The 20,874-nt window shown below is 46.7% G+C and carries 17 protein-coding genes and 1 rRNA gene; 7 read left to right on the forward strand and 11 right to left on the reverse strand.

The genetic code is table 11. From position 1 onward, the window contains the following. From AC4EHJ_RS10865 to rpmH, 11 genes are all read right to left on the reverse strand, one after another. Positions 1–714: a DUF554 domain-containing protein gene (locus AC4EHJ_RS10865; protein WP_490975573.1), complete on the reverse strand. Its 714-nt coding sequence runs from the start codon at positions 712–714 to the stop codon at positions 1–3. An 81-nt stretch (positions 715–795) separates the two neighbouring features. Continuing rightward, complete coding sequence (locus AC4EHJ_RS10870) at positions 796–1,629, reverse strand: ParB/RepB/Spo0J family partition protein (RefSeq protein WP_490975574.1); 834 nt, start codon at positions 1,627–1,629, stop codon at positions 796–798. After that, positions 1,622–2,383 carry a ParA family protein gene (locus tag AC4EHJ_RS10875; protein WP_135500506.1) on the reverse strand — a complete coding sequence of 254 codons (762 nt, stop codon included), beginning with the start codon at positions 2,381–2,383 and terminating at the stop codon, positions 1,622–1,624. Before AC4EHJ_RS10875 ends, AC4EHJ_RS10870 begins: the two co-directional genes overlap by 8 nt. A gap of 173 nt (positions 2,384–2,556) precedes the next feature. Continuing rightward, a complete protein-coding gene (noc, locus tag AC4EHJ_RS10880; RefSeq protein ID WP_490975575.1) occupies positions 2,557–3,438 on the reverse strand; it encodes a nucleoid occlusion protein in 882 nt (293 codons plus the stop codon). A gap of 113 nt (positions 3,439–3,551) precedes the next feature. Beyond that, positions 3,552–4,265 (reverse strand): 16S rRNA (guanine(527)-N(7))-methyltransferase RsmG, encoded by a 714-nt coding sequence (gene rsmG, locus AC4EHJ_RS10885; protein ID WP_490975576.1) that lies wholly within the window; start codon positions 4,263–4,265, stop codon positions 3,552–3,554. A gap of 81 nt (positions 4,266–4,346) precedes the next feature. Further along, the gene (gene mnmG, locus AC4EHJ_RS10890) at positions 4,347–6,236 is read right to left on the reverse strand and encodes a tRNA uridine-5-carboxymethylaminomethyl(34) synthesis enzyme MnmG (protein ID WP_490975577.1); all 1,890 of its coding nucleotides are present in this window, start codon (positions 6,234–6,236) and stop codon (positions 4,347–4,349) included. Between the two features lie 22 nt (positions 6,237–6,258). Then, on the reverse strand, positions 6,259–7,644 hold the full coding sequence (gene mnmE, locus AC4EHJ_RS10895) for a tRNA uridine-5-carboxymethylaminomethyl(34) synthesis GTPase MnmE (protein WP_490975578.1): 1,386 nt from the start codon (positions 7,642–7,644) through the stop codon (positions 6,259–6,261). 299 nt (positions 7,645–7,943) lie between these two features. Next, on the reverse strand, positions 7,944–8,687 hold the full coding sequence (gene jag / locus AC4EHJ_RS10900; RefSeq protein WP_490975579.1) for an RNA-binding cell elongation regulator Jag/EloR: 744 nt from the start codon (positions 8,685–8,687) through the stop codon (positions 7,944–7,946). Continuing rightward, positions 8,684–9,535 (reverse strand): membrane protein insertase YidC, encoded by an 852-nt coding sequence (yidC, locus tag AC4EHJ_RS10905; RefSeq protein WP_490975580.1) that lies wholly within the window; start codon positions 9,533–9,535, stop codon positions 8,684–8,686. Before yidC ends, jag begins: the two co-directional genes overlap by 4 nt. Positions 9,536–9,596: 61 nt before the next feature. Then, positions 9,597–9,938 carry a ribonuclease P protein component gene (gene rnpA, locus AC4EHJ_RS10910; protein ID WP_490975581.1) on the reverse strand — a complete coding sequence of 114 codons (342 nt, stop codon included), beginning with the start codon at positions 9,936–9,938 and terminating at the stop codon, positions 9,597–9,599. 82 nt (positions 9,939–10,020) lie between these two features. Beyond that, a complete protein-coding gene (gene rpmH / locus AC4EHJ_RS10915; RefSeq protein WP_144839691.1) occupies positions 10,021–10,158 on the reverse strand; it encodes a 50S ribosomal protein L34 in 138 nt (45 codons plus the stop codon). Positions 10,159–11,279: 1,121 nt separating this feature from the next. On the opposite strand from rpmH, the gene dnaA reads away from it, so the two are divergent. The 7 genes from dnaA to AC4EHJ_RS10950 all read left to right on the forward strand — a co-directional run. Beyond that, positions 11,280–12,626, forward strand: a complete 1,347-nt coding sequence (gene dnaA / locus AC4EHJ_RS10920; RefSeq protein WP_490975582.1) for a chromosomal replication initiator protein DnaA — start codon at positions 11,280–11,282, stop codon at positions 12,624–12,626. A gap of 172 nt (positions 12,627–12,798) precedes the next feature. Then, complete coding sequence (gene dnaN, locus AC4EHJ_RS10925; protein WP_135500497.1) at positions 12,799–13,935, forward strand: DNA polymerase III subunit beta; 1,137 nt, start codon at positions 12,799–12,801, stop codon at positions 13,933–13,935. 107 nt (positions 13,936–14,042) lie between these two features. Continuing rightward, complete coding sequence (yaaA, locus tag AC4EHJ_RS10930; protein WP_490975583.1) at positions 14,043–14,282, forward strand: S4 domain-containing protein YaaA; 240 nt, start codon at positions 14,043–14,045, stop codon at positions 14,280–14,282. After that, the gene (gene recF / locus AC4EHJ_RS10935) at positions 14,272–15,384 is read left to right on the forward strand and encodes a DNA replication/repair protein RecF (protein ID WP_490975584.1); all 1,113 of its coding nucleotides are present in this window, start codon (positions 14,272–14,274) and stop codon (positions 15,382–15,384) included. Before yaaA ends, recF begins: the two co-directional genes overlap by 11 nt. 265 nt (positions 15,385–15,649) lie before the next feature. Beyond that, positions 15,650–17,578 carry a DNA topoisomerase (ATP-hydrolyzing) subunit B gene (gyrB, locus tag AC4EHJ_RS10940; protein ID WP_490975585.1) on the forward strand — a complete coding sequence of 643 codons (1,929 nt, stop codon included), beginning with the start codon at positions 15,650–15,652 and terminating at the stop codon, positions 17,576–17,578. A 33-nt stretch (positions 17,579–17,611) separates the two neighbouring features. Further along, positions 17,612–20,194 carry a DNA gyrase subunit A gene (gyrA, locus tag AC4EHJ_RS10945; RefSeq protein ID WP_490975586.1) on the forward strand — a complete coding sequence of 861 codons (2,583 nt, stop codon included), beginning with the start codon at positions 17,612–17,614 and terminating at the stop codon, positions 20,192–20,194. A gap of 360 nt (positions 20,195–20,554) precedes the next feature. Continuing rightward, positions 20,555–20,874: ribosomal RNA gene (locus AC4EHJ_RS10950) — 16S ribosomal RNA — on the forward strand; the annotation flags it as partial.

Here is a 20,874-nt window from a genome sequence, read left to right on the forward strand (position 1 = left end):
TTAACCCAAATTCAGTTTAAACATAACCGTGACGATGATCGCAACAACTAACACTCCTGGCAATAAATTGGCAACCCGCATTTTGGTGACGCCCATCAAATTCAAACCGATAGCGACAATCATGACGCCGCCGGTCGCCGTCATTTCAGTAATAAACATATCAAGCGCCGCTTCCGGTATCAACAAGCTGATTTGTGTAGCGAATAGTGCAATCAGCCCTTGGTAGACGAAAACCGGGATAGCAGCTAGCAATACACCGATGCCAAGCGTCGATGCCAGGATGATTGAAGTGAATCCATCAATCAGCCCTTTTGAGATCAACACGCCGTGTTCGTTTGCCAAGCCGCTTTCAAGTGCGCCGATAATGCCCATAGCGCCGATGACGAAAATTAGCGTAGCCGTTACGAACCCTTGTGCGATGCTTCCTTTGCTTTCTTTCGCACCCATTTTGACCTCAATCCAATGGCCGAAACTATTCAACTTCTTATCCAGGTCGATCCACTCGCCGATCACCGCCCCAAATACGAGACTGATGATAACTACTACAAAGTTCTGGCTTTGGATTCCCATTTGCAAGCCCAGTACGACAACCGCCAAACCAATCACATACAATACCGTTTCCTTCATCTTTTCAGGAATATTACGAAGTGCCCGCCCGATTAACGTGCCGACAACGATTAAAACGGCGTTAATCAATGTCCCTAAGAGAACCATCTATTCATTTCCCCTTCCGCCTGCGCTTCCCTGTTCTTTGCATAGCAGAGCCTATTCCCTTTTAAGAGGAATAGGCTCGACTTAGTTTAGGAGTTCAAGGATGCGTTCCAGGTCTTCTTCAGAGAAAAATTCGATTTCGATTTTCCCTTTATTTTTCGTTTTTTTGATTTGGACACTCGTTCCGAAGCGGTCTCTCAGCTCGGATTGCTTTTCTTCTATAAAGAGATCTTTTTTCTTTTCAATTGTTTCACGTGGAACATCTTCATTCAGACGCTGCACAAGATTCTCTAATTGACGGACGTTCAAGCTTTCTTTTACTACTTTTTCCGCTGTTTCCGGAATCATTTTCTTGGAACGCAGGCCTAGAAGCGTACGGCCGTGGCCCATTGTCAGTTTCTTGTCCGAGATCATCTCGCGGACTTTTTCTGGCAAGGCGAGCAGCCGCACATGGTTTGCGATGTGTGGACGGCTTTTTCCGAGGCGGAAAGCCAGTTGTTCTTGTGTCAGGCTCAATGCTTCCATCAGCTTTTGGTAGGCTTCCGCTTCTTCAATCGGCGTCAAATCTTCACGCTGAAGGTTTTCCAGAATAGCAAGTTCCATCATTTGCTGGTCATTCAACTCTTTGATGATGGCCGGAACTTCTTCCAATTTCGCGAGTTTAGCCGCTCGGAAACGCCGCTCCCCCACTACTAACTCAAAATTATTACCTTTTTTGCGGACCACCACAGGCTGAAGGATGCCGTGTTCTTTGATCGACTCTGATAATTCCTGCAACGCCGTGTCATCGAAAACTTTCCTCGGCTGGTAAGGGTTCGTGCGCAATTGGCTGATATTGAGCTGTGTAATCTTTTCTGTCTCGCTCAATGATTCGCCTGGGAATAACGCGTTAATCCCTTTTCCTAATCCTTTAGCCATTACGAATCACTTCCCTTGCTAAATCTAAGTAGACTTCTGCGCCTCTGGATTTCGGATCATAAATAATGATCGGTTCGCCGTGGCTTGGGGCTTCGCTTAACCGGATATTCCGTGGAATAATCGTCCGGTAAACTTTATCCTGGAAATACTTTTTCACTTCTTCAATAACCTGCAGACCTAAATTCGTCCGGGCATCGAGCATGGTCAATAAAACACCGTCGATTTCCAGGTCATGATTTAAATGCTTCTGTACCAAGCGCACTGTGCTCAGCAGCTGGCTCAATCCTTCTAATGCATAATACTCGCATTGAACGGGAATCACAATTGCATCAGAAGCTGTCAATGAGTTGATCGTCAGCAATCCCAATGATGGCGGACAGTCAATGATGATGTAATCGTACATTTCTTTGACTTCCTGCAACGCTGTCTTCAGCCGAACTTCCCTCGACATTGTCGAGACCAATTCGATTTCCGCTCCCGCTAGTGAAATTGTGGCAGGTACGACATGAAGATTTTCTACTTTCGTCTCCATAATCGTATCTTTCACGTCTACATCATCAATGAGCACTTCGTAAATACATTGGTCTACATCGCCTTTGTTGACACCTACTCCACTAGTGGCGTTCCCTTGCGGATCAATATCTATTAAAAGGACCTTTTTGCCCAAATAAGCAAGGCAGGCACTCAAATTCACTGAAGATGTCGTTTTTCCTACGCCGCCTTTTTGATTGGCGATCGCAATAATTCTACCCACACTTGCACCAACTTTCTTTCATACTTCTCTCATTTTACTGCGCATACAGAGTTAATACCATCTATAACACATAAAATAATGATATATCTTTATCTATTGTAGCAAATCAATGTACAAATTAAGGTTACATTCATATTAAAAAAGCTCTTTCCGCCGTGGGAAAGAGCTTTTCGCTATTTTTTCTTCTGGATTTTCACCGTAATCTGGTAATATTCATCGTGTTCTTCTTCTTCCGTGGATACATCAATGCCGCTTTTTGACACCATCGTCAACGATTGCTTGATGGTGTTGACGGCAATCCGGACATCACGGCTGAAAGCTTTGCGCCGCGGCTTTGCCTTTTTCGGCTCGGTCGACAAGAGCTTCTCCACTTTCAGCTCAAGCTGCTTCACATTCAGGTTCTCTTCCAATGTTTCATCGAAGAGCTTTTTCTGCATGTCCCCGTCTTTGACTTTCAGCAGCGCACGCGCATGGCGCTCCATCAATTTGCGGTCAAGCAATGCCTGCTGGATGTCCGCCGGCAATTTCAACAGCCTTAATTTGTTGGCAACAGTCGACTGCCCTTTGCCAAGGCGCTGGGCAAGCGCTTCTTGTGTAATGCCATGGAGTTCCAGCAGGTTTTGGTAAGCATTCGCCTCTTCGATCGAAGTCAGCTCTTCCCGCTGCAAATTTTCTATCAACGCGATAGAAGCTGTTTCCTTGTCGCTCAAGTTTCGGACAATCGCCGGCACTTCATCCCAGCCAAGCGAAGACATGGCGCGGAAACGACGCTCCCCTGCGATGATTTCATAATGGTCGCCTGTTTCTGTCGGGCGCACCACAATCGGCTGTATGACGCCGTGCATATGGATGGTGCGGGCCAGCTCTTCAATCTTTGCTTCATCAAAGACGGTCCGCGGCTGGAATTTATTGGCGCTGATTTTATCCCGCGGAATTTTAACAACTTCCTCGGAACTTTCTGCCGCCTCTTGGACTTCCGGTTGTTCATTTACTTGTTCTGTTGGTTCATTTGCTTTATCGCTGCCCCCGAAGAACCGGGAGAAAGGACTTTTCATCCTCAAGCACCACCTTTTAAAAAGCTCACTTGCATAGTATTCGCTATTCCGTGACTCGATACCTTTATGTCAATGTTCCACGTGAAACAATAACTTTCTTAGGCCTTTGTTGCTTAAGCAATGGGTGATTTGTTCGGCATTCCCGGTTTGCGCGGGTATTTCTTCGGGGTTGCTTTGAATTTGCGGAACACTTGAATATAGCGTTCACTTTCTTCCACTGGCAATTTAAACGAATATACGTTCTCCTTTTTAACACCGAGCTTTTCCAACGCTTTTTTGGCGTCTTCCAGTTCATCAGGCGCCGAAGCGGCTTTCATCGCTGCGAATAATCCGCCGTTCTTCACAAGCGGAACACACAATTCTGCCAGGACCGACAAGCGCGCTACTGCTCTGGCAGTTACCAAGTCGTATTTTTCACGGTGCTCTGACTGGCCGAAGTCCTCTGCCCGCGCATGGACAAAACGTACGCCGGACAAGTTCAGTTTGTCACTTAAATGCGTCAGAAATTGAATCCGTTTATTCAATGAATCGACAATCGTCACTTCAATGTGCGGGAAACAAATTTTCAACGGAATACTTGGGAATCCGGCACCCGCCCCCACGTCGCATAATTTCATCGGCTTCGTGAAGTCCAGATAGAAAGCGGCAGTAACCGAATCGTAGAAATGCTTCAAATAAACAGAAGGCTGATCCGTAATCGCTGTCAGGTTCATCTTTTCGTTCCACTTGACCAGTTCTTCGAAATATGTCCGGAATTGAGCCAATTGTCCGTCCGTAAGCTCAATCCCTTTCTCACTGAGGGCGTCTTTGAATTGTTGTTCGTTCATGCGCTTGTTCCTCCCTCTTCCGTTCTGTTTTCTATGTAAAAATGGGCTGGCGCAAACCAGCCCACATTTTATCGTTATCACTTAACTGGATATTTTCGCAATTCTTCCTTGTTCAATATACACCAAAAGAATCGAAATGTCAGCAGGGTTCACGCCGGATATGCGTGAAGCCTGTGCTATGGAGAGCGGCCGGACTTCCGTCAGCTTGCCGCGGGCCTCGGTCGCAATCCCGGAAATCGCATGGTAATCGATGTTTTCTGGAATTTTTTTGTTTTCCATTTTCTTCAGCTTATCGACTTGCTGCAACGATTTTTCGATGTAGCCTTCGTATTTAATGTGGATTTCAACTTGTTCTTTCACTTCTTCTTCCAGCTCCACTTCGGAAGCCGTCAGCTGGGAAATCATTTCATAGGTCATTTCCGGACGCTTCAACAGATCTGCTCCGCGGATGCCGTCTTTCAGCTCACTGCCCCCTGCATCCCGTATGGCTTGCTGGGTAGTTTCGGTCGGCTTGATCATGATGGCTCTTAAACGCTTGATTTCATCTTCAATCCGCTCTTTTTTCGCGATGAATTTTGCATAGCGTTCAGCTGATATCATGCCGATTTTAAAACCAAGTTCCGTCAAGCGCATGTCCGCATTGTCATGGCGCAGCAATAAGCGGTATTCCGCGCGCGACGTCAATAAACGATACGGTTCATTGGTCCCTTTTGTCACCAGATCATCGATCAGGACGCCGATATAAGCGTCCGAACGGCTCAAGATGACTTCTTCTTTGCCCAGCACTTTCGCTGCCGCATTGATGCCTGCCATCAAGCCTTGCCCCGCTGCTTCTTCGTAGCCTGACGTGCCGTTGATTTGGCCTGCCGTGTACAGATTTTCAAGCTGTTTCGACTCGAGCGTCGGCCATAATTGCGTCGGTACGATGGAATCGTATTCAATTGCATATCCAGCACGCATCATTTCGGCTTTCTCAAGCCCTGGGATGGATTCCAGCAGTTGGCGCTGGACGTGCTCAGGCAAACTTGTCGAAAGCCCTTGTACGTAAACCTCGCGCGTATTGCGCCCTTCCGGCTCCAGGAAAATCTGATGGCGCGGCTTATCATTGAAACGAACGACTTTATCTTCGATGGACGGACAATAACGAGGCCCTGTCCCTTTGATCATCCCAGAATACATTGGCGACAAATGCAGATTGTCATCAATGATCTGGTGAGTTTTTTCGTTTGTATACGTCAGCCAGCAAGGCAGCTGGTCCATGATGAATTCCGTCGTTTCAAAGCTGAATGCACGCGGCACATCATCTCCCGGCTGAATTTCAGTCTTGCTGTAGTCGATCGAATTGCTGTTTACGCGCGGCGGCGTCCCTGTTTTGAAACGCACGGTTTCAAATCCGAGCGCTTCCAGGTTTTCTGCTAGCTTGATCGACGGCTGCTGGTTGTTCGGACCGCTTGAATAACGCAGATCCCCGATGATGATTTCTCCGCGCAGGAATGTTCCCGTCGTAATGACAACGGATTTGGCACGATAAATGCCGCCTACCTGTGTGATCAACCCTTGGACTTTGCCGTCTTCAACGATCAATTCTTCAGCAATGCCCTGGTGGAGCGACAAATTCGGCTCTTCTTCCATCAAACGCTTCATTTCCTGCTGGTAAAGCACTTTATCGGCTTGCGCACGCAAAGCGCGCACTGCCGGCCCTTTTGCTGTATTCAACATTCTCATTTGAATGTGTGTTTTATCGATAACGCGCCCCATGGCTCCGCCAAGTGCGTCAATTTCGCGTACTACGATGCCTTTTGCTGGTCCGCCGATTGACGGGTTGCAAGGCATGAATGCGATCATATCCAGATTCATCGTCAAAACGAGCGTTTTTGCGCCCATCCGTGCTGATGCAAGAGCAGCTTCCGCTCCTGCATGGCCAGCGCCTACGACGATGACATCGAACGTGCCTGCTTCGTATTGTGGCATGTCCGTTCATTCCCTTCGAGTTTTATTTCCCTAGACAGAACTGCGAGAACAATTGGTTCAATAATCCATCATCCGCGGTATCGCCGATGATTTCCCCAAGAAGTTCCCACGTTCGCGTAACATCAATTTGGATCATATCCACCGGCACGTCCATTTCGGCCGCTTCAATGGCATCTGAAATGGTTGCGTGCGCTTGGTGAAGCAAGGAAATGTGGCGTGCATTGGAAACGTACGTCATATCCCCTGATTCAATCGATCCTTCAAAAAATAGCTTCGCAATAGCTTCTTCCAGCTGATCGATGCCTTCTTCTTCTATTAAAGAGGTGGTGATCAACTGTTTGTCGCCTGCGAGTTTTTGCACTTCAGCCAAATCGATTTTCTGCGGCAAATCAGTTTTGTTTATAACGACAATGTAATCCATGCCTTTCACCGCTTCAAATAACAAGGCATCTTCCGGCGTCAGCGCCTCCGAGTAATTCAGCACGTAAAGAATGAGATCCGCTTCTTTCAGCACTTTCCGGGAGCGTTCGACGCCGATGCGTTCAACGATGTCTTCGGTTTCCCGGATCCCGGCAGTGTCCACTAAACGCAGCGGCACTCCACGGACATTGACATATTCCTCTATTATATCACGGGTTGTGCCCGCTATTTCTGTGACAATTGCTTTGTTTTCCTGCACCAAACTGTTGAGGAGTGAAGATTTTCCGACATTCGGGCGGCCAACAATGACCGTAGAAAGCCCTTCTCTCAGAATTTTCCCTTGCGACGAGGTCTGGAGCAGTTTATCGATTTCACTGCGCACCCATTGCGCTTTTTCCAGCATAATCGGGCGTGTCATCTCTTCCACGTCGTCATATTCCGGATAATCGATATTCACTTCCATTTGGGCGATCGATTCCAGCAGCGCCTGGCGCAATGTGCCAATCAGTTTCGACAAACGCCCTTCCATCTGATTGAGCGCAACATCCATGGCGCGGTCCGTTTTGGCGCGAATCAAATCCATCACCGCTTCCGCTTGGGACAAATCGATGCGCCCGTTGAGGAATGCGCGCTTCGTGAATTCCCCTGGCTCCGCCAAACGTGCACCTGCACGCAAAACGAGTGCCAGCACCCGATTGACGGAAACAATGCCGCCGTGGCAATTAATCTCGATGACATCTTCGCGTGTGAAGGTTTTTGGCGCCTTCATGAACGATACCATGACTTCTTCGACGATTTCCTCCGTCCACGGATCGTTGAGATGGCCGTAATGTATCGTATGGGTGGCTTGTGAAGCCAAACTTTTTCCGCTTGGCGCCTGGAATATGCGATCAGCAATCCCGATAGCTTCCGGCCCGCTCAATCGGACGATTGCTATGGCCCCTTCACCGCTCGGCGTGGATATCGCGGCTATTGTATCGAATTCCATGTTATTGTATCCTCCTTAGTATCAAAAAAAACGTAACAGCTTCTGCAAAACGCCGAAGCCCTGAAATGTAGAACCTGAAAATTATCCCCAAGATTTCTCTAGCCCGGGATTCACCATTGCGCTTTAAAAGTTGTCCACATGTGGACAACCGGTAAATGCCCGTGACTTTCTAACATATTACATTAGCATAAATGCCTTTATTCCGAAAGGGTGAGTGCTCCGTTTCCTTTTATTTTTTACCGGGCTTCCTCCCCATAAAAAGAGCCGCCGAGAAATTCTCGGCGGCTCTTTGCTATTTATTATCTTAGAGGTTCAATGACCAGATAACGATTCGGTTCTTTTCCTTCTGAATACGTGTCGATATCAAGCCGCCTTGACAGCGCCTGATGGATAACTTTCCGTTCATAGGAAGGCATCGGCTCAAACTGGACGCGGCCGCCTGTGCGGATTGCTTTATCAGCCATCCGGTCAGCCAGCTGCTCCAATGTTTCCTGGCGCCGCTCCCGGTAATTCTCGGCATCGAGCTCAACGATCATGAATTGGTCCGAATGCTTATTGGCGACAAGCTGTGCTAATTGCTGAAGGGAATTCAACGTATTGCCACGTTTTCCGATCAACATCGCCACTTTTTCACTTTCCAGATAAAAACTGACTTGCTTGCCTTTGCGCTTATGCGTGATTTTCAGGTCTTCGATGTTCATGCCTTTTGAAATCGATTGGATGTAAGCTTTGGTTTCTTCAATTGCCCGCTCGTTCAACTCTTCGGACGCTTCTTCGACCAATTCCTCTAAAATTTCTTTCGGTTCACTGGAAACAGCCTCAACTGCTGCCTCTTCTTCCTCCATTACTGGAGGATTTTCCGCAGGCTCGAGTTCTTTCACAGTGACTTGAACTTCAGCTTGCTTTGATCCGAAGCCTAAAAATCCCTTTTTTTCGGTTTGAATTACATGAACTATGACTTCTTCACGAGTTACTTGGAGTTTTTCTAATGCTGCAGATATCGCGTTTTCAACAGTAAGACCCGTTTGCGTAATCTGTTTCACTTTTTAGCCCCTCCTGCTTTCGTTTTAACAGGCTGTTTCGTTTGTTTCACTTGTTTCGTCTGCTTTTTGCCTACAGGTTGCTTTTCAAGCTCAACAGCCGCCGAAGCAACTTTCTTTTTCTTTTCCCACGGACGATAAATAACCAGGTTCTGAATAAGGGAAATAATATTCCCGATTACCCAATACAATGTCAATGCTGATGGCAAGATGATACCAAATCCGATAATCATCAGCGGCATGAAATACATCATGATTTTCATCTGCGGATTGTCCATCGCCGGCCCCGTCAATAGAACCACAAACTGCATCAAACCGGCAATGATTGCCAAAATGATACTTGGTTCAGCGAGCGGGAAAATCAAGAACGAACCCAAATCGATCGTCGGTGTGCTGTTCATCCGGCTGATTGCGTGGTAGAAGCCGATCAATACTGGCATCTGGACCAGTACCGGCAAGCAGCCAGCCATTGGATTGACACCGCGCTCTGAAAACATCGCCATCATTTCCTGCTGGTATTTCTGCTGCGTTACCGCATCTTTCGATTTGTACTTTTCTTTAAGTTTCGCCAAATCCGGCTGAAGTTCCTGCATGCGCTTTGAACTGCGCGTCTGTTTGACCATCAGCGGCAATAAAGCCACCCGGATAATGATTGTTACAGCAATGATTCCCAATCCGTACGTTCCAAGCAGTTCTTTAAAATACGTTATCGCTGAAACCAGCGGCCACACGATAAATTCATTCCAAAATCCTTCGCTGTCGGCACTGATCGGCTGTTCAAACTCAGTACAGCCGGCTAGCAGCAATGAAACCGCTATCAGTGAAATAAGCAGTGCAATGCGTTTATTCAACCTTCTTCCCCCAAACTACTTTTCAGTTGCTTCTATAATAACATTCAATTTGCGGTGTTTTCTAGTTCTTTGGCAAAGCGCGTGCGATTTTCAGCACATGCTCCAAACTCTTTTTGCTTTCGTGGTAATCCAAATCGGCCGCCTGTTGCCGGGCGATAATGACATAATCGGCGTTCTGCATCAAATCCGCGTGGTTTTCTAGAAATGCCTGCCGAATAAAACGTTTAATGCGGTTTCGCGTAACTGCGTTCCCCACTTTTTTGCTGACGGACAATCCCAGGCGAAATTCCGGCTGATCGTCTTTCAATACATAGACGATAAACTGGCGATTCGCGAAAGATTTCCCTTTTTTGAAAATCCGCTGAAATTCTTTATTCTTCTTGATCCGTTGGTGCTTATTCATTTTTTCACCTGCTTATTGTGGTTCATTCCTGCTGAAAAATCGGCAGAAAAGAAAAAAAAGACCACTGATGCGGTCAGTGGACTTAAGCTGATAGTACTTTTCTTCCTTTACGACGGCGTGCTGCGATTATTCTACGTCCGTTTTTTGTGCTCATACGTGCTCTGAAGCCGTGTACTTTGCTGTGTTTACGTTTATTTGGTTGGTATGTGCGTAATGTCATTGGTGACACCTCCTGAATATAAGTTAACTATTTCTCAAAGACAGTCTTGACTATTATATAGTCGCTGTGCATCAAATGTCAATATCTTATTGAAAAAGATGCCTGTTGGCGATTTTTGTGAAAGCTAAGTCTTATTCGATGTGTAGATCCGATATTCCGCAAAACAGCTACGCTTGCCGCGGGCGAGCGCCAAGCCTCCTCAGTCGCTTCGAAAACCTTGTGCTCCTGCATCGCTTCGCTAGCTTCGTCGCAGGCAAGACTTACCCGAAGCCTGCGAGGGCAAGTCTTTGCGACGAAGCGCATAGCGCTGCAACGCACTTTAATGTCTCAAAGTTAGCGCAGCGATGCAACGGTTTTTCATGTCCCGAAGCTAGCGAAGCGTTGCAGGGACAGAGACAGGAGCAGTAAGGTTTTCTCCGCTGTTTTGCTCCATATCTAGAGACCAGAATAAACTAAAGAGAATATATCTTTCATATTATAAACTAGATAAAAATTAGCATCTGGTAACTAGAAATTTCTTTGAATGAAGCGGAAGGCGGCGACTCCAGCGAGAGCAGTGATGGAGCAAAGCGACAGAGCGACGAGCTGAAGACCCTGGACTGAGCGCAGCGAAGGAAGCGGCTGAAGCCGTGCCCGCGGAACGCGTCCTCCTGTCTCTGCATCGCTTCGCTAGCTTCGAGACATGAAAGTGCGTTGAAGCGAAATGAAAAGCGACTCCAAAAGTTTCTTTCTACCCTCTTTCTCCCCCCTTCGCTTAATATAAAGTTATCCACATACCCTCCAGAAAAATTATATTTCCCTGTGCGGCATTTTTTTGGTAAACTATTTTATCCACACCCCTTATCTACAACTTCCTCACATAAGAACCCCCTGTGGATAGAATTATTGTGTGTAATAATTGTAATGTGGATAACTTAATTAATCGCTTGTAATGTCTCAATTATTTTGATAACATTAACTTGTTTTCACTTGTTGATAATTTTTCGCACAAAAAACTTATCCACAAACTGTGGGTAAGGTGTGGACAGTTAATAAACGGTCTGTTTGTAAGTGTTATCCACAGGCTGTGATTTTGTGTATGGTATACTAAAAAAATATTTACATATAAAGGAGAAAAGCTATTGGAACACTTAGACGAAATATGGTCAAGTGTCTTAGCCCAAGTTGAAACAAAAATCTCCAAACCCAGTTTTGAAACGTGGTTAAAGTCAACAAAACTTTTGTCTTATCAGAGCGATACAGTCACAATATCAGCGCCAAATTCGTTTGCACGTGATTGGTTGGAAAACCATTACGTGCATTTAATTACTGGAATCCTTTCAGATTTGACGGGCGATGATCTGCTGATAAAGTTTGTTGTGCCCAAAAATCAGGATATGGATGATTTTCAACTACCAGCCCCACGCGTAAAGCCTGGCCAGAATGAGCTGCAGGAATTTCTTCCTGGGATGCTGAACCCGAAATATACATTCGATACGTTTGTAATCGGGTCCGGCAACCGTTTTGCCCATGCTGCCTCGCTAGCGGTCGCTGAAGCGCCAGCTAAAGCATATAATCCGTTGTTTATCTACGGTGGAGTTGGACTTGGCAAGACACATTTAATGCACGCAATCGGACATTACGTCCTTGAACACAACCCGAATGCCAAGGTGGTTTATTTGTCTTCGGAAAAATTCACCAATGAGTTCATTAACTCGATCCGAGACAATCAGACCGTCGATTTCCGCAATAAATACCGCAGCGTCGACATCTTATTGATTGATGATATTCAATTTTTGGCTGGAAAAGAGCAGACGCAAGAGGAATTCTTCCATACATTCAATACACTGCATGAAGAATCGAAACAAATCATCATCTCCAGCGATCGGCCGCCGAAAGAGATTCCGACCTTGGAGGATCGCTTAAGATCTCGCTTTGAATGGGGGCTTATTACCGATATCACACCGCCGGATCTTGAAACGCGTATTGCGATTTTGCGCAAAAAAGCGAAAGCTGACGGCCTTGATATCCCGAATGACGTCATGACGTATATTGCCAATTCAATCGATTCAAATATCCGGGAACTTGAAGGGGCATTGATCCGGGTAGTGGCTTATTCTTCGCTGATCAACCGTGATATGAGCGCTGAACTGGCCGCTGAAGCTTTAAAAGACATCATGCCGAACTCAAAACCGAAAGTCATTACGATTTTAGATATTCAGCATGCCGTCGGCGATCAATTTAATGTGAAATTGGAAGATTTCAAGACAAAGCGCCGGACAAAGGACATTGCCTATCCGCGCCAAGTTGCAATGTATTTGTCCCGGGAAATGACGGATTTTTCGCTGCCTAAAATTGGGGAAGAGTTCGGAGGGCGGGACCATACGACGGTCATCCATGCCCACGAGAAGATTTCGAGGATGCTGAAAGACAACCAGCAGCTCCAGCAAGATGTTAAAGATATCAAAAGTACACTCGGCAAAGGCTGATTTTACTTGTGGATAACCCACTAAATGCCCAACGGGTTTGTACACAGTCTATCTACATGTGGATAACCCGCTGTGATTCGGAATTTTAGGCTTATCCACATATTCACAGGCCCTACTACTATTATTACTTTAAAAGCATTAAATAAAATATATATATAAGCGAGGTTCGAGAATGAAATTCGAGATAATGCGTGAACGATTAGTCGAAGGTTTAAATGATGTAATGAAAGCGGTAAGTTCAAAAACGACGATTCCGATCTTAACGGGAATTAAAATGGATGTTTCTTCAGAAGGAATGAGATTGACAGGAAGTGATTCAGATATCACAATCCAGACATTCATCCCGGCTGAAGAAGATGGCGAACAGATCATTCGCGTATCCCAAGGAGGAAGCATTGTCCTTCAGGCAAAAGTATTTGGGGAAATCATCCGTAAATTGCCGACAAACGATGTTGAAATCGAAATTACGGGGAACTTCCAGACGCATATCCGCTCAGGGAAATCAGAATTCCATTTAATTGGACTGGATGCAATGGATTATCCACAGCTTCCTGAAATCCAAGATGACCGGTTATTCTCGATTCCTGCGGACCTTTTGAAAACAATTAACCGCGAAACGATATTTGCAGTGTCTAGTTCTGAAACGCGACCTGTTTTGACTGGCGTTCATTGGGAAGTAAAAGACGGGGAATTGGTTTGTGTCGCAACTGACAGCCACCGTTTGGCGCGCCGCAAGACTAAATTGGAAACTTTGCCGGAAGATGAATACAGCGTAGTTATCCCAGGCAAGAGCCTGAACGAACTGAACAAAATTTTGGATGACAATTCCGATCCGGTTGAAATCGTTATGACGAACCAGCAGGTTTTGTTCAAAACGAAACACATCCTATTTTTCTCCCGTTTGCTGGAAGGCAATTATCCGGATACATCCCGCTTGATTCCTGCTGAATACAAAACGGAAGTTACAGTCAATGGACGTTCTTTGCTGCAGGCAATTGACCGTGCGTCATTATTGGCACGTGAAGAACGCAATAATGTTGTGCGCTTCTCGACAAATTCAGGCAATGAAATCGAAGTTTCTTCTAATTCACCGGAAGTAGGGAAAGTTGAAGAGCAGCTTCAAGCACAAAGCATTGAAGGAGAAGACTTGAAAATTTCGTTTAGTGCAAAATTCATGATGGACGCCCTTAAAGCAATTGATGGGCAAGATGTGCTGATTCAATTCACAGGACCTATGCGCCCATTTATTTTGAAGTCCGCTTTGGACGATTCGATTTTACAGCTGATTCTTCCTGTCCGAACGTATTAAAAAACAAAAAGACCCTCGAGGATAGCCTATACGGCTATCCTTTTTACTTTTTACCCTAAATAGGGTAAAATAGAGGGATAGACTATGAAGCGAAGGATGAGTGCATTTTGAAAGAAATAGGTATTGAGACAGAATTTATAACACTAGGCCAATTGCTTAAGATGACTGACACAATCAGTTCAGGAGGAATGGCAAAATGGTTCCTTAGCGAACATGAAGTTTTCGTCAATGGCGAAGCTGAAAATCGCAGAGGCAAAAAACTCCGCCCGGAAGACACCGTATCGATCCCAGAAATCGGGGAGTTTCGTATTGTGGTAGCTGAAGGCTTGAGCTTCGATGTGGATTGAGCATCTCGAGCTTTCGAATTATCGGAACTACGAAAAGCTTGAACTGACATTTTCGCCGGGCATTAATGTTTTTATAGGAGAAAATGCACAAGGGAAGACCAATATCATGGAATCGCTGTATGTGTTATCAATGGCAAAATCGCATCGGACGGCAAATGATAAAGAATTGATACGCTGGGAATCTGAATATGGTAAAATTAAGGGTGATGTGCATCGTAAATACGGTAAATTGCCTCTTGAAATTATCTTGTCGAAAAAAGGCAAAAAAGCGAAAGTCAACCATCTTGAACAACGGCGGCTTAGCGATTATATCGGGCAATTGAACGTTGTCATGTTCGCGCCCGAAGATCTTCATCTCGTAAAAGGCAGCCCGCAAGTGCGCAGGCGCTTTATCGATATGGAAATCGGCCAGATTTCTCCAGTCTATTTGCATGATTTATTGATGTACCAAAAACTTTTAAAACAACGAAACCACATACTTAAGCAACATTATGGAAAACAGGCAATCAATGATGTCATGTTCGACGTATATACAGAACAATTTATCGAAGCAGCGGTGAAAATCATCCGCAAACGCTACCAGTTTATGGAGCTGTTGCAAAAATGGGCTGAACCGATCCATTCCGGAATTTCCCGGGGGCTGGAACAACTTCAAATCCGCTATCAGCCGATCAGTGGACTAAAGCCTGAATGGACGCCCCAAGAAATGGCGTCTTTTTTAGAGCAAAAACTTATAGAGGTAAGGAAACGGGAAATTGAGCGAGGAGTGACGCTTATCGGCCCTCACCGCGATGATCTCCAATTTTTCGTCAATGGCTATGATATTCAGACTTATGGTTCTCAAGGCCAGCAAAGAACAACGGCTTTGTCGCTGAAACTGGCTGAAATCGAACTGATCAAACAGGAAGTCGGAGAAGCACCGGTGCTGTTGCTGGATGATGTGCTGTCGGAATTGGATGATTATAGACAATCGCATTTATTAAATACGATCCACGGCTCGGTCCAGACGTTCGTCACTACGACCAGCGTGGAAGGGATACAGCATGAAACCATTCAAAATGCTCGCCTTTTCGAAGTTGTGAAAGGCGAAGTCAAGGAGTGATTTCCCGTTTATATCTCAATAAGCACCGAGCAGACCATCCAGGCCAGCAGGATTATCGCTGTCATTTCAACTCGAAATTACGCGCCGTCCGCTTTTACGCGGCTACTCGTACCGATAGATAAAGTGAAATCATTCGTGATCACGGATGATTTCATTTATGGATCGCCCTTGAAGGCGCAGGCCATCATTAAACAAATCATGGACATTGGGCCATTAGCAAAAAAAGTGTAAAAAAGAATGCAGTAAGGAAGAGCAGGTGAACGGAATGGCAATGGAAGAAAAAAATCTTCAACCATCTTATGAAGCTAGTCAGATCCAAGTTCTTGAAGGGTTGGAAGCTGTCCGCAAAAGACCCGGAATGTATATTGGTTCCACAAGTGCGAAAGGGCTTCACCACTTGGTTTGGGAAATTGTTGATAACAGCATCGATGAGGCGCTTGCAGGCTATTGCGATGAAATTCAAGTCACGATCGAACCCGACAACTGGATTCGCGTCGTCGATAACGGGCGCGGAATTCCAGTCGGCATGCAGGAAAAAATGGGGCGTCCGGCTGTAGAAGTCATTATGACTGTACTCCACGCCGGCGGTAAATTCGGCGGCGGAGGCTATAAAGTTTCCGGTGGTTTGCACGGCGTTGGCGCATCAGTGGTAAACGCTTTGTCTGAAGTCACGGAAGTTTACGTGAACCGGGACGGCAAACGCCATTACATCAAGTTTGAACGCGGAGCGGTGACTGAAGAACTGCATGTCATCGGCGACGCTGAAAATACGGGTACGACGATTCGTTTTAAAGCGGATTCCGATATCTTCAAGGAAACGACTGTTTATGAATTTGATATCCTGGACCACCGTCTGCGCGAACTTGCTTACTTGAACCGCGGGTTGAGAATTGTGGCCAGTGATGAACGCGAAGGCGAAGAAAAAGAGAAAATCTACCACTTCGAAGGCGGCATCAAATCTTACGTCGAACATCTGAACAAATCCAAAGACCCTCTTTATGAAGAGGCGATTTTTGTTGAGTCTGAAAAAGATGGCATTACTGTCGAGGTTGCGATGCAATACAATGCGGGCTATGCCGCCAATATTTTCTCTTTTGCCAATAATATCAATACGCATGAAGGCGGAACGCATGAATCCGGCTTTAAGACAGCATTGACGCGTGTTATCAATGATTACGCGCGCAAAAACGGCATGCTGAAAGAACAAGATCCGAACCTGACAGGCGATGACGTTAGGGAAGGGTTGACTGCGATCATCTCGATCAAGCATCCGGATCCGCAGTTTGAAGGCCAGACCAAAACGAAACTGGGCAACACAGAGGTGAGCCCAATCGTCAATAATTTATTCTCAGCCGGTTTTGAACGCTTTCTTTTGGAAAATCCATCCATTTCGCGCAAAGTTGTTGAAAAAGGGATCATGGCTTCCCATGCCCGAATGGCGGCAAAAAAAGCGCGTGAATTTACACGCCGCAAGTCGGTACTCGAAGTTTCGAGCCTGCCGGGTAAATTGGCGGATTGTTCTTCACGCGATCCGAAAGTCAGTGAAATCTACATTGTTGAGGGAGACTCTGCAGGAGGTTCAGCCAAATCAGGCCGTGACCGCCATTTTCAGGCGATCCTGCCGCTGCGCGGTAAAATCCTGAACGTTGAAAAAGCGCGCCTTGACAAAATCTTGTCGAATGCGGAGATCCGCAACATCATCACAGCGCTTGGTACGGGAATCGGAGAAGAGTTCAACTTGGAAAAAGCGCGCTACCACAAAGTCGTCATCATGACTGATGCTGACGTCGATGGCGCCCATATCCGCACATTGTTGCTGACATTCTTCTTCCGTTACATGCGTCCGTTGATTGAAGCGGGCTATATCTACATTGCCCAGCCGCCATTGTTCCAGATCAAGCAAGGCAAGCATATAGATTATGTATACACCGATGCACAGCTAAAAGAAGCGCTTGGCAAACTGCCGAGCACGCCTAAACCGAATATCCAGCGCTATAAAGGGCTCGGCGAGATGAACGCTACACAATTATGGGATACCACAATGGACCCGGATGTACGGACATTGCTGCAAGTTACGCTGAACGACGCCATGACCGCGGATGAAACTTTCCACATCCTGATGGGTGACGACGTGGAACCGCGCCGGAACTTCATTGAGGAAAACGCACGTTACGTTAAAAACTTGGATATTTAATTTGGATCGAGTAGTTGAGAGGAGGCTGCGGTTATGGCTGAACGGCCGAGCAGTGGTGTTGAAGAAATAAATATAAGCACGGAGATGCGCACGTCCTTTTTAGATTATGCAATGAGCGTTATCGTTTCCCGTGCCTTGCCGGATGTGCGCGATGGGCTGAAGCCTGTTCATCGCCGCATCCTTTATGCGATGCATGACTTAGGAATTACTTCAGATAAAGCCTATAAAAAATCAGCGCGTATCGTCGGGGATGTAATTGGTAAATACCATCCACACGGTGACAGCGCGGTTTACGAAACAATGGTACGGATGGCACAGGATTTCAGCTACCGTTATATGCTCGTTGACGGGCACGGCAACTTCGGTTCGGTTGATGGCGATGCAGCAGCTGCAATGCGCTATACCGAATCGAAAATGTCGAAAATCGCAATGGAAATGCTGCGCGATCTGAACAAAAACACGATTGATTATAAAGAAAACTATGATGGCCAGGAAAAAGAGCCGGTCGTCTTGCCTAGCCGATTCCCGAACTTGCTGGTTAACGGTACGTCAGGGATTGCAGTAGGGATGGCAACGAACATTCCGCCCCATCATTTGGGCGAAACGATTGACGCGGTTTTGGCATTAGCTGAAAACTCGGCAATCAGCACGGAAGAATTGATGGAATTCCTTCCAGGCCCTGATTTCCCGACAGGCGGGATTATTCTTGGACGGAGCGGCATCCGCCGAGCTTATGAAACTGGCAAAGGGTCAGTTCTGATCCGTTCTGTTGTTGAAATTGAAACAAAGCCGAATGGCAAAGAAGTCATTCTAGTGCACGAACTTCCTTATCAGGTCAATAAAGCACGTTTGATTGAAAAAATTGCGGAGCTTGTGCGCGACAAGAAAATTGACGGCATCACCGACCTTCGCGATGAATCCGACCGCAACGGCATGCGGATTGTCATCGAAGTTCGCCGCGATGCAAGTGCCAGCGTATTATTGAACAATCTCTATAAACAAACGGCGATGCAGACAAGCTTTGGGATCAATATGCTTGCACTGGTTGACGGCCATCCGAAAGTTCTTGGATTGAAAGAGGTTCTCTACCATTACTTAGAACACCAAAAAGTGGTGATTCGCCGTCGTACGCAATTCGATTTGACGAAAGCGGAAGACCGTGCGCATATCCTAGAAGGCCTGCGTATTGCGCTCGACCATATCGATGCGATCATCGCATTGATCCGTGGTTCTCAGACGGCGGAAGAAGCCCGCAACGGTTTGATGAGCGATTTCAATTTGTCGGAACGACAGTCCCAGGCTATTTTGGATATGCGTTTGCAGCGTTTGACTGGCTTGGAGCGCGACAAAATTGAAGAAGAATATCAAGCGCTTATTAAGCTGATTGATGAGCTTCGTGAGATTTTGGCGAATGAATACCGCATCCTTGAAATCATCCGTGAAGAATTGAATGAAGTGAAAGAACGTTTTAGCGATGACCGCAGAACGGAAATTACGACAGGCGGCGCCGAAATGTTCGAAGATGAAGACTTGATTCCAAGAGAAGCATCTGTCATCACGTTGACGCATAATGGTTACGTTAAACGCCTGCCGGCTAACACGTACCGCAGCCAGAAACGTGGAGGGCGCGGCGTACAAGGGATGGGCACGAACGACGACGATTTCGTTGAGCACCTTCTATATACGTCAACGCATGATACGATCTTGTTCTTTACGAGCAAAGGGAAAGTGTATCGTAAGAAAGGCTATCAGATTCCTGAATACGGACGGACTGCGAAAGGCTTGCCTTTAGTCAACTTGCTGGAGATCAGCAAAGACGAGAAAGTGACAGCAGTAATCCGTGTCGAAGAATTCAAGGACGATGATTTCTTCTTCTTTACAACACGCGATGGCGTCAGCAAGCGGACACCGGTTTCTAATTATGCCAACATCCGCCAGAACGGCTTGATAGCGATCAGCCTGCGTGAAGAAGACGAATTGATTTCCGTGAAGCTGACGGACGGCAAGCAGGAGATGGTCATCGGAACGCGCGATGGCGCATTGATCCGTTTCCCGGAAACTGATATCCGCAGCATGGGCCGGACAGCAAGCGGCGTGCGAGGCATCCGTTTGCGCGAAGGCGACAGCGTCGTCGGCATGGAAATCCTTGAGCCGGGAGACAATATTCTGGTCATCACTGAAAAAGGTTATGGCAAGCAGACGAAAGAATCCGAGTATCGCGTCCAGTCAAGGGGCGGTATGGGGATCCGGACGTGCCAGATCACTGACAAGAACGGACCGCTTGTAGCGGTGCGCACAGTCAATGGAACAGAAGACATCATGCTGATCACGATCAAAGGCATTCTGATCCGCATGGACGTCAATGATATTTCTACGACTGGAAGAAGCACGCAAGGCGTCCGCCTGATCCGTCTGTCGGAAGATGAGACGGTGGCGACAGTGGCCCGCGTGAAGAAAGATATCGAAATTCCGGAAGATGCTGAAGAGATGGAAGCGGAGATGGATGAAGCACTTATTGAAGAAAGTGCTGGAGCAGACGTCTACGCAGAAGATGAAGCAGTGGCTAATGAAACAATCGATGATGTAGAAGAAGAAATAACAGAAGACGATGAGTAATCTTCAAGCCCGCTGAGCGATCAGCGGGCTTTTATTTTGCCAAAAACGAAAGCGGATTTTGAATTTTAAGCTGACAGGAAATTCTGAAAAGTTTCCTCAGCGAAAAAGAATTTACTGAATGAAGAATTTCTCTCGTAAAGTGTTGACGCGGCGGAATGAGCATGGTATATTAATCAAGTCGCCAATGAGCGCGGCACAAACATGAACCTTGAAAACTGAACAGCAAAACGTCAACAACACGCAACGGCCGCGCAAAACGGCCCGCGCACAAACTACTGATCAGCATCACGCAGATCAAAAGCGAATCGTGCGTCTTCGGACGGCGATGCGCCAGCAGTATTGAGCAATCAACACTACTCTATAATGGAGAGTTTGATCCTGGCTCAGGACGAACGCTGGCGGCATGCCTAATACATGCAAGTCGAGCGGAACGTCGGGAGCTTGCTCCCTTCGTTTAGCGGCGGACGGGTGAGTAACACGTGGGCAACCTGCCCTGCAGATCGGGATAACTCCGGGAAACCGGTGCTAATACCGAATAGTTTTTCGCCCCTCCTGGGGCGGAACGGAAAGACGGTTTCGGCTGTCACTGCAGGATGGGCCCGCGGCGCATTAGCTAGTTGGTGGGGTAATGGCCCACCAAGGCGACGATGCGTAGCCGACCTGAGAGGGTGATCGGCCAC

The organism is Planococcus sp. TJ-301 (assembly GCF_058268475.1).

Bases quoted from the DNA above. Each gene is read 5' to 3' on its own strand.
- AC4EHJ_RS10865 (WP_490975573.1), bottom strand. From the start codon at position 714: ATGGTTCTCTTAGGGACATTGATTAACGCCGTTTTAATCGTTGTCGGC.
- gyrA (WP_490975586.1), top strand. From the start codon at position 17,612: ATGGCTGAACGGCCGAGCAGTGGTGTTGAAGAAATAAATATAAGCACG.
- noc (WP_490975575.1), bottom strand. From the start codon at position 3,438: ATGAAAAGTCCTTTCTCCCGGTTCTTCGGGGGCAGCGATAAAGCAAAT.
- rnpA (WP_490975581.1), bottom strand. From the start codon at position 9,938: ATGAATAAGCACCAACGGATCAAGAAGAATAAAGAATTTCAGCGGATT.
- rsmG (WP_490975576.1), bottom strand. From the start codon at position 4,265: ATGAACGAACAACAATTCAAAGACGCCCTCAGTGAGAAAGGGATTGAG.
- AC4EHJ_RS10870 (WP_490975574.1), bottom strand. From the start codon at position 1,629: ATGGCTAAAGGATTAGGAAAAGGGATTAACGCGTTATTCCCAGGCGAA.
- dnaN (WP_135500497.1), top strand. From the start codon at position 12,799: ATGAAATTCGAGATAATGCGTGAACGATTAGTCGAAGGTTTAAATGAT.
- gyrB (WP_490975585.1), top strand. From the start codon at position 15,650: ATGGCAATGGAAGAAAAAAATCTTCAACCATCTTATGAAGCTAGTCAG.
- recF (WP_490975584.1), top strand. From the start codon at position 14,272: ATGTGGATTGAGCATCTCGAGCTTTCGAATTATCGGAACTACGAAAAG.
- mnmG (WP_490975577.1), bottom strand. From the start codon at position 6,236: ATGCCACAATACGAAGCAGGCACGTTCGATGTCATCGTCGTAGGCGCT.
- rpmH (WP_144839691.1), bottom strand. From the start codon at position 10,158: ATGACATTACGCACATACCAACCAAATAAACGTAAACACAGCAAAGTA.
- mnmE (WP_490975578.1), bottom strand. From the start codon at position 7,644: ATGGAATTCGATACAATAGCCGCGATATCCACGCCGAGCGGTGAAGGG.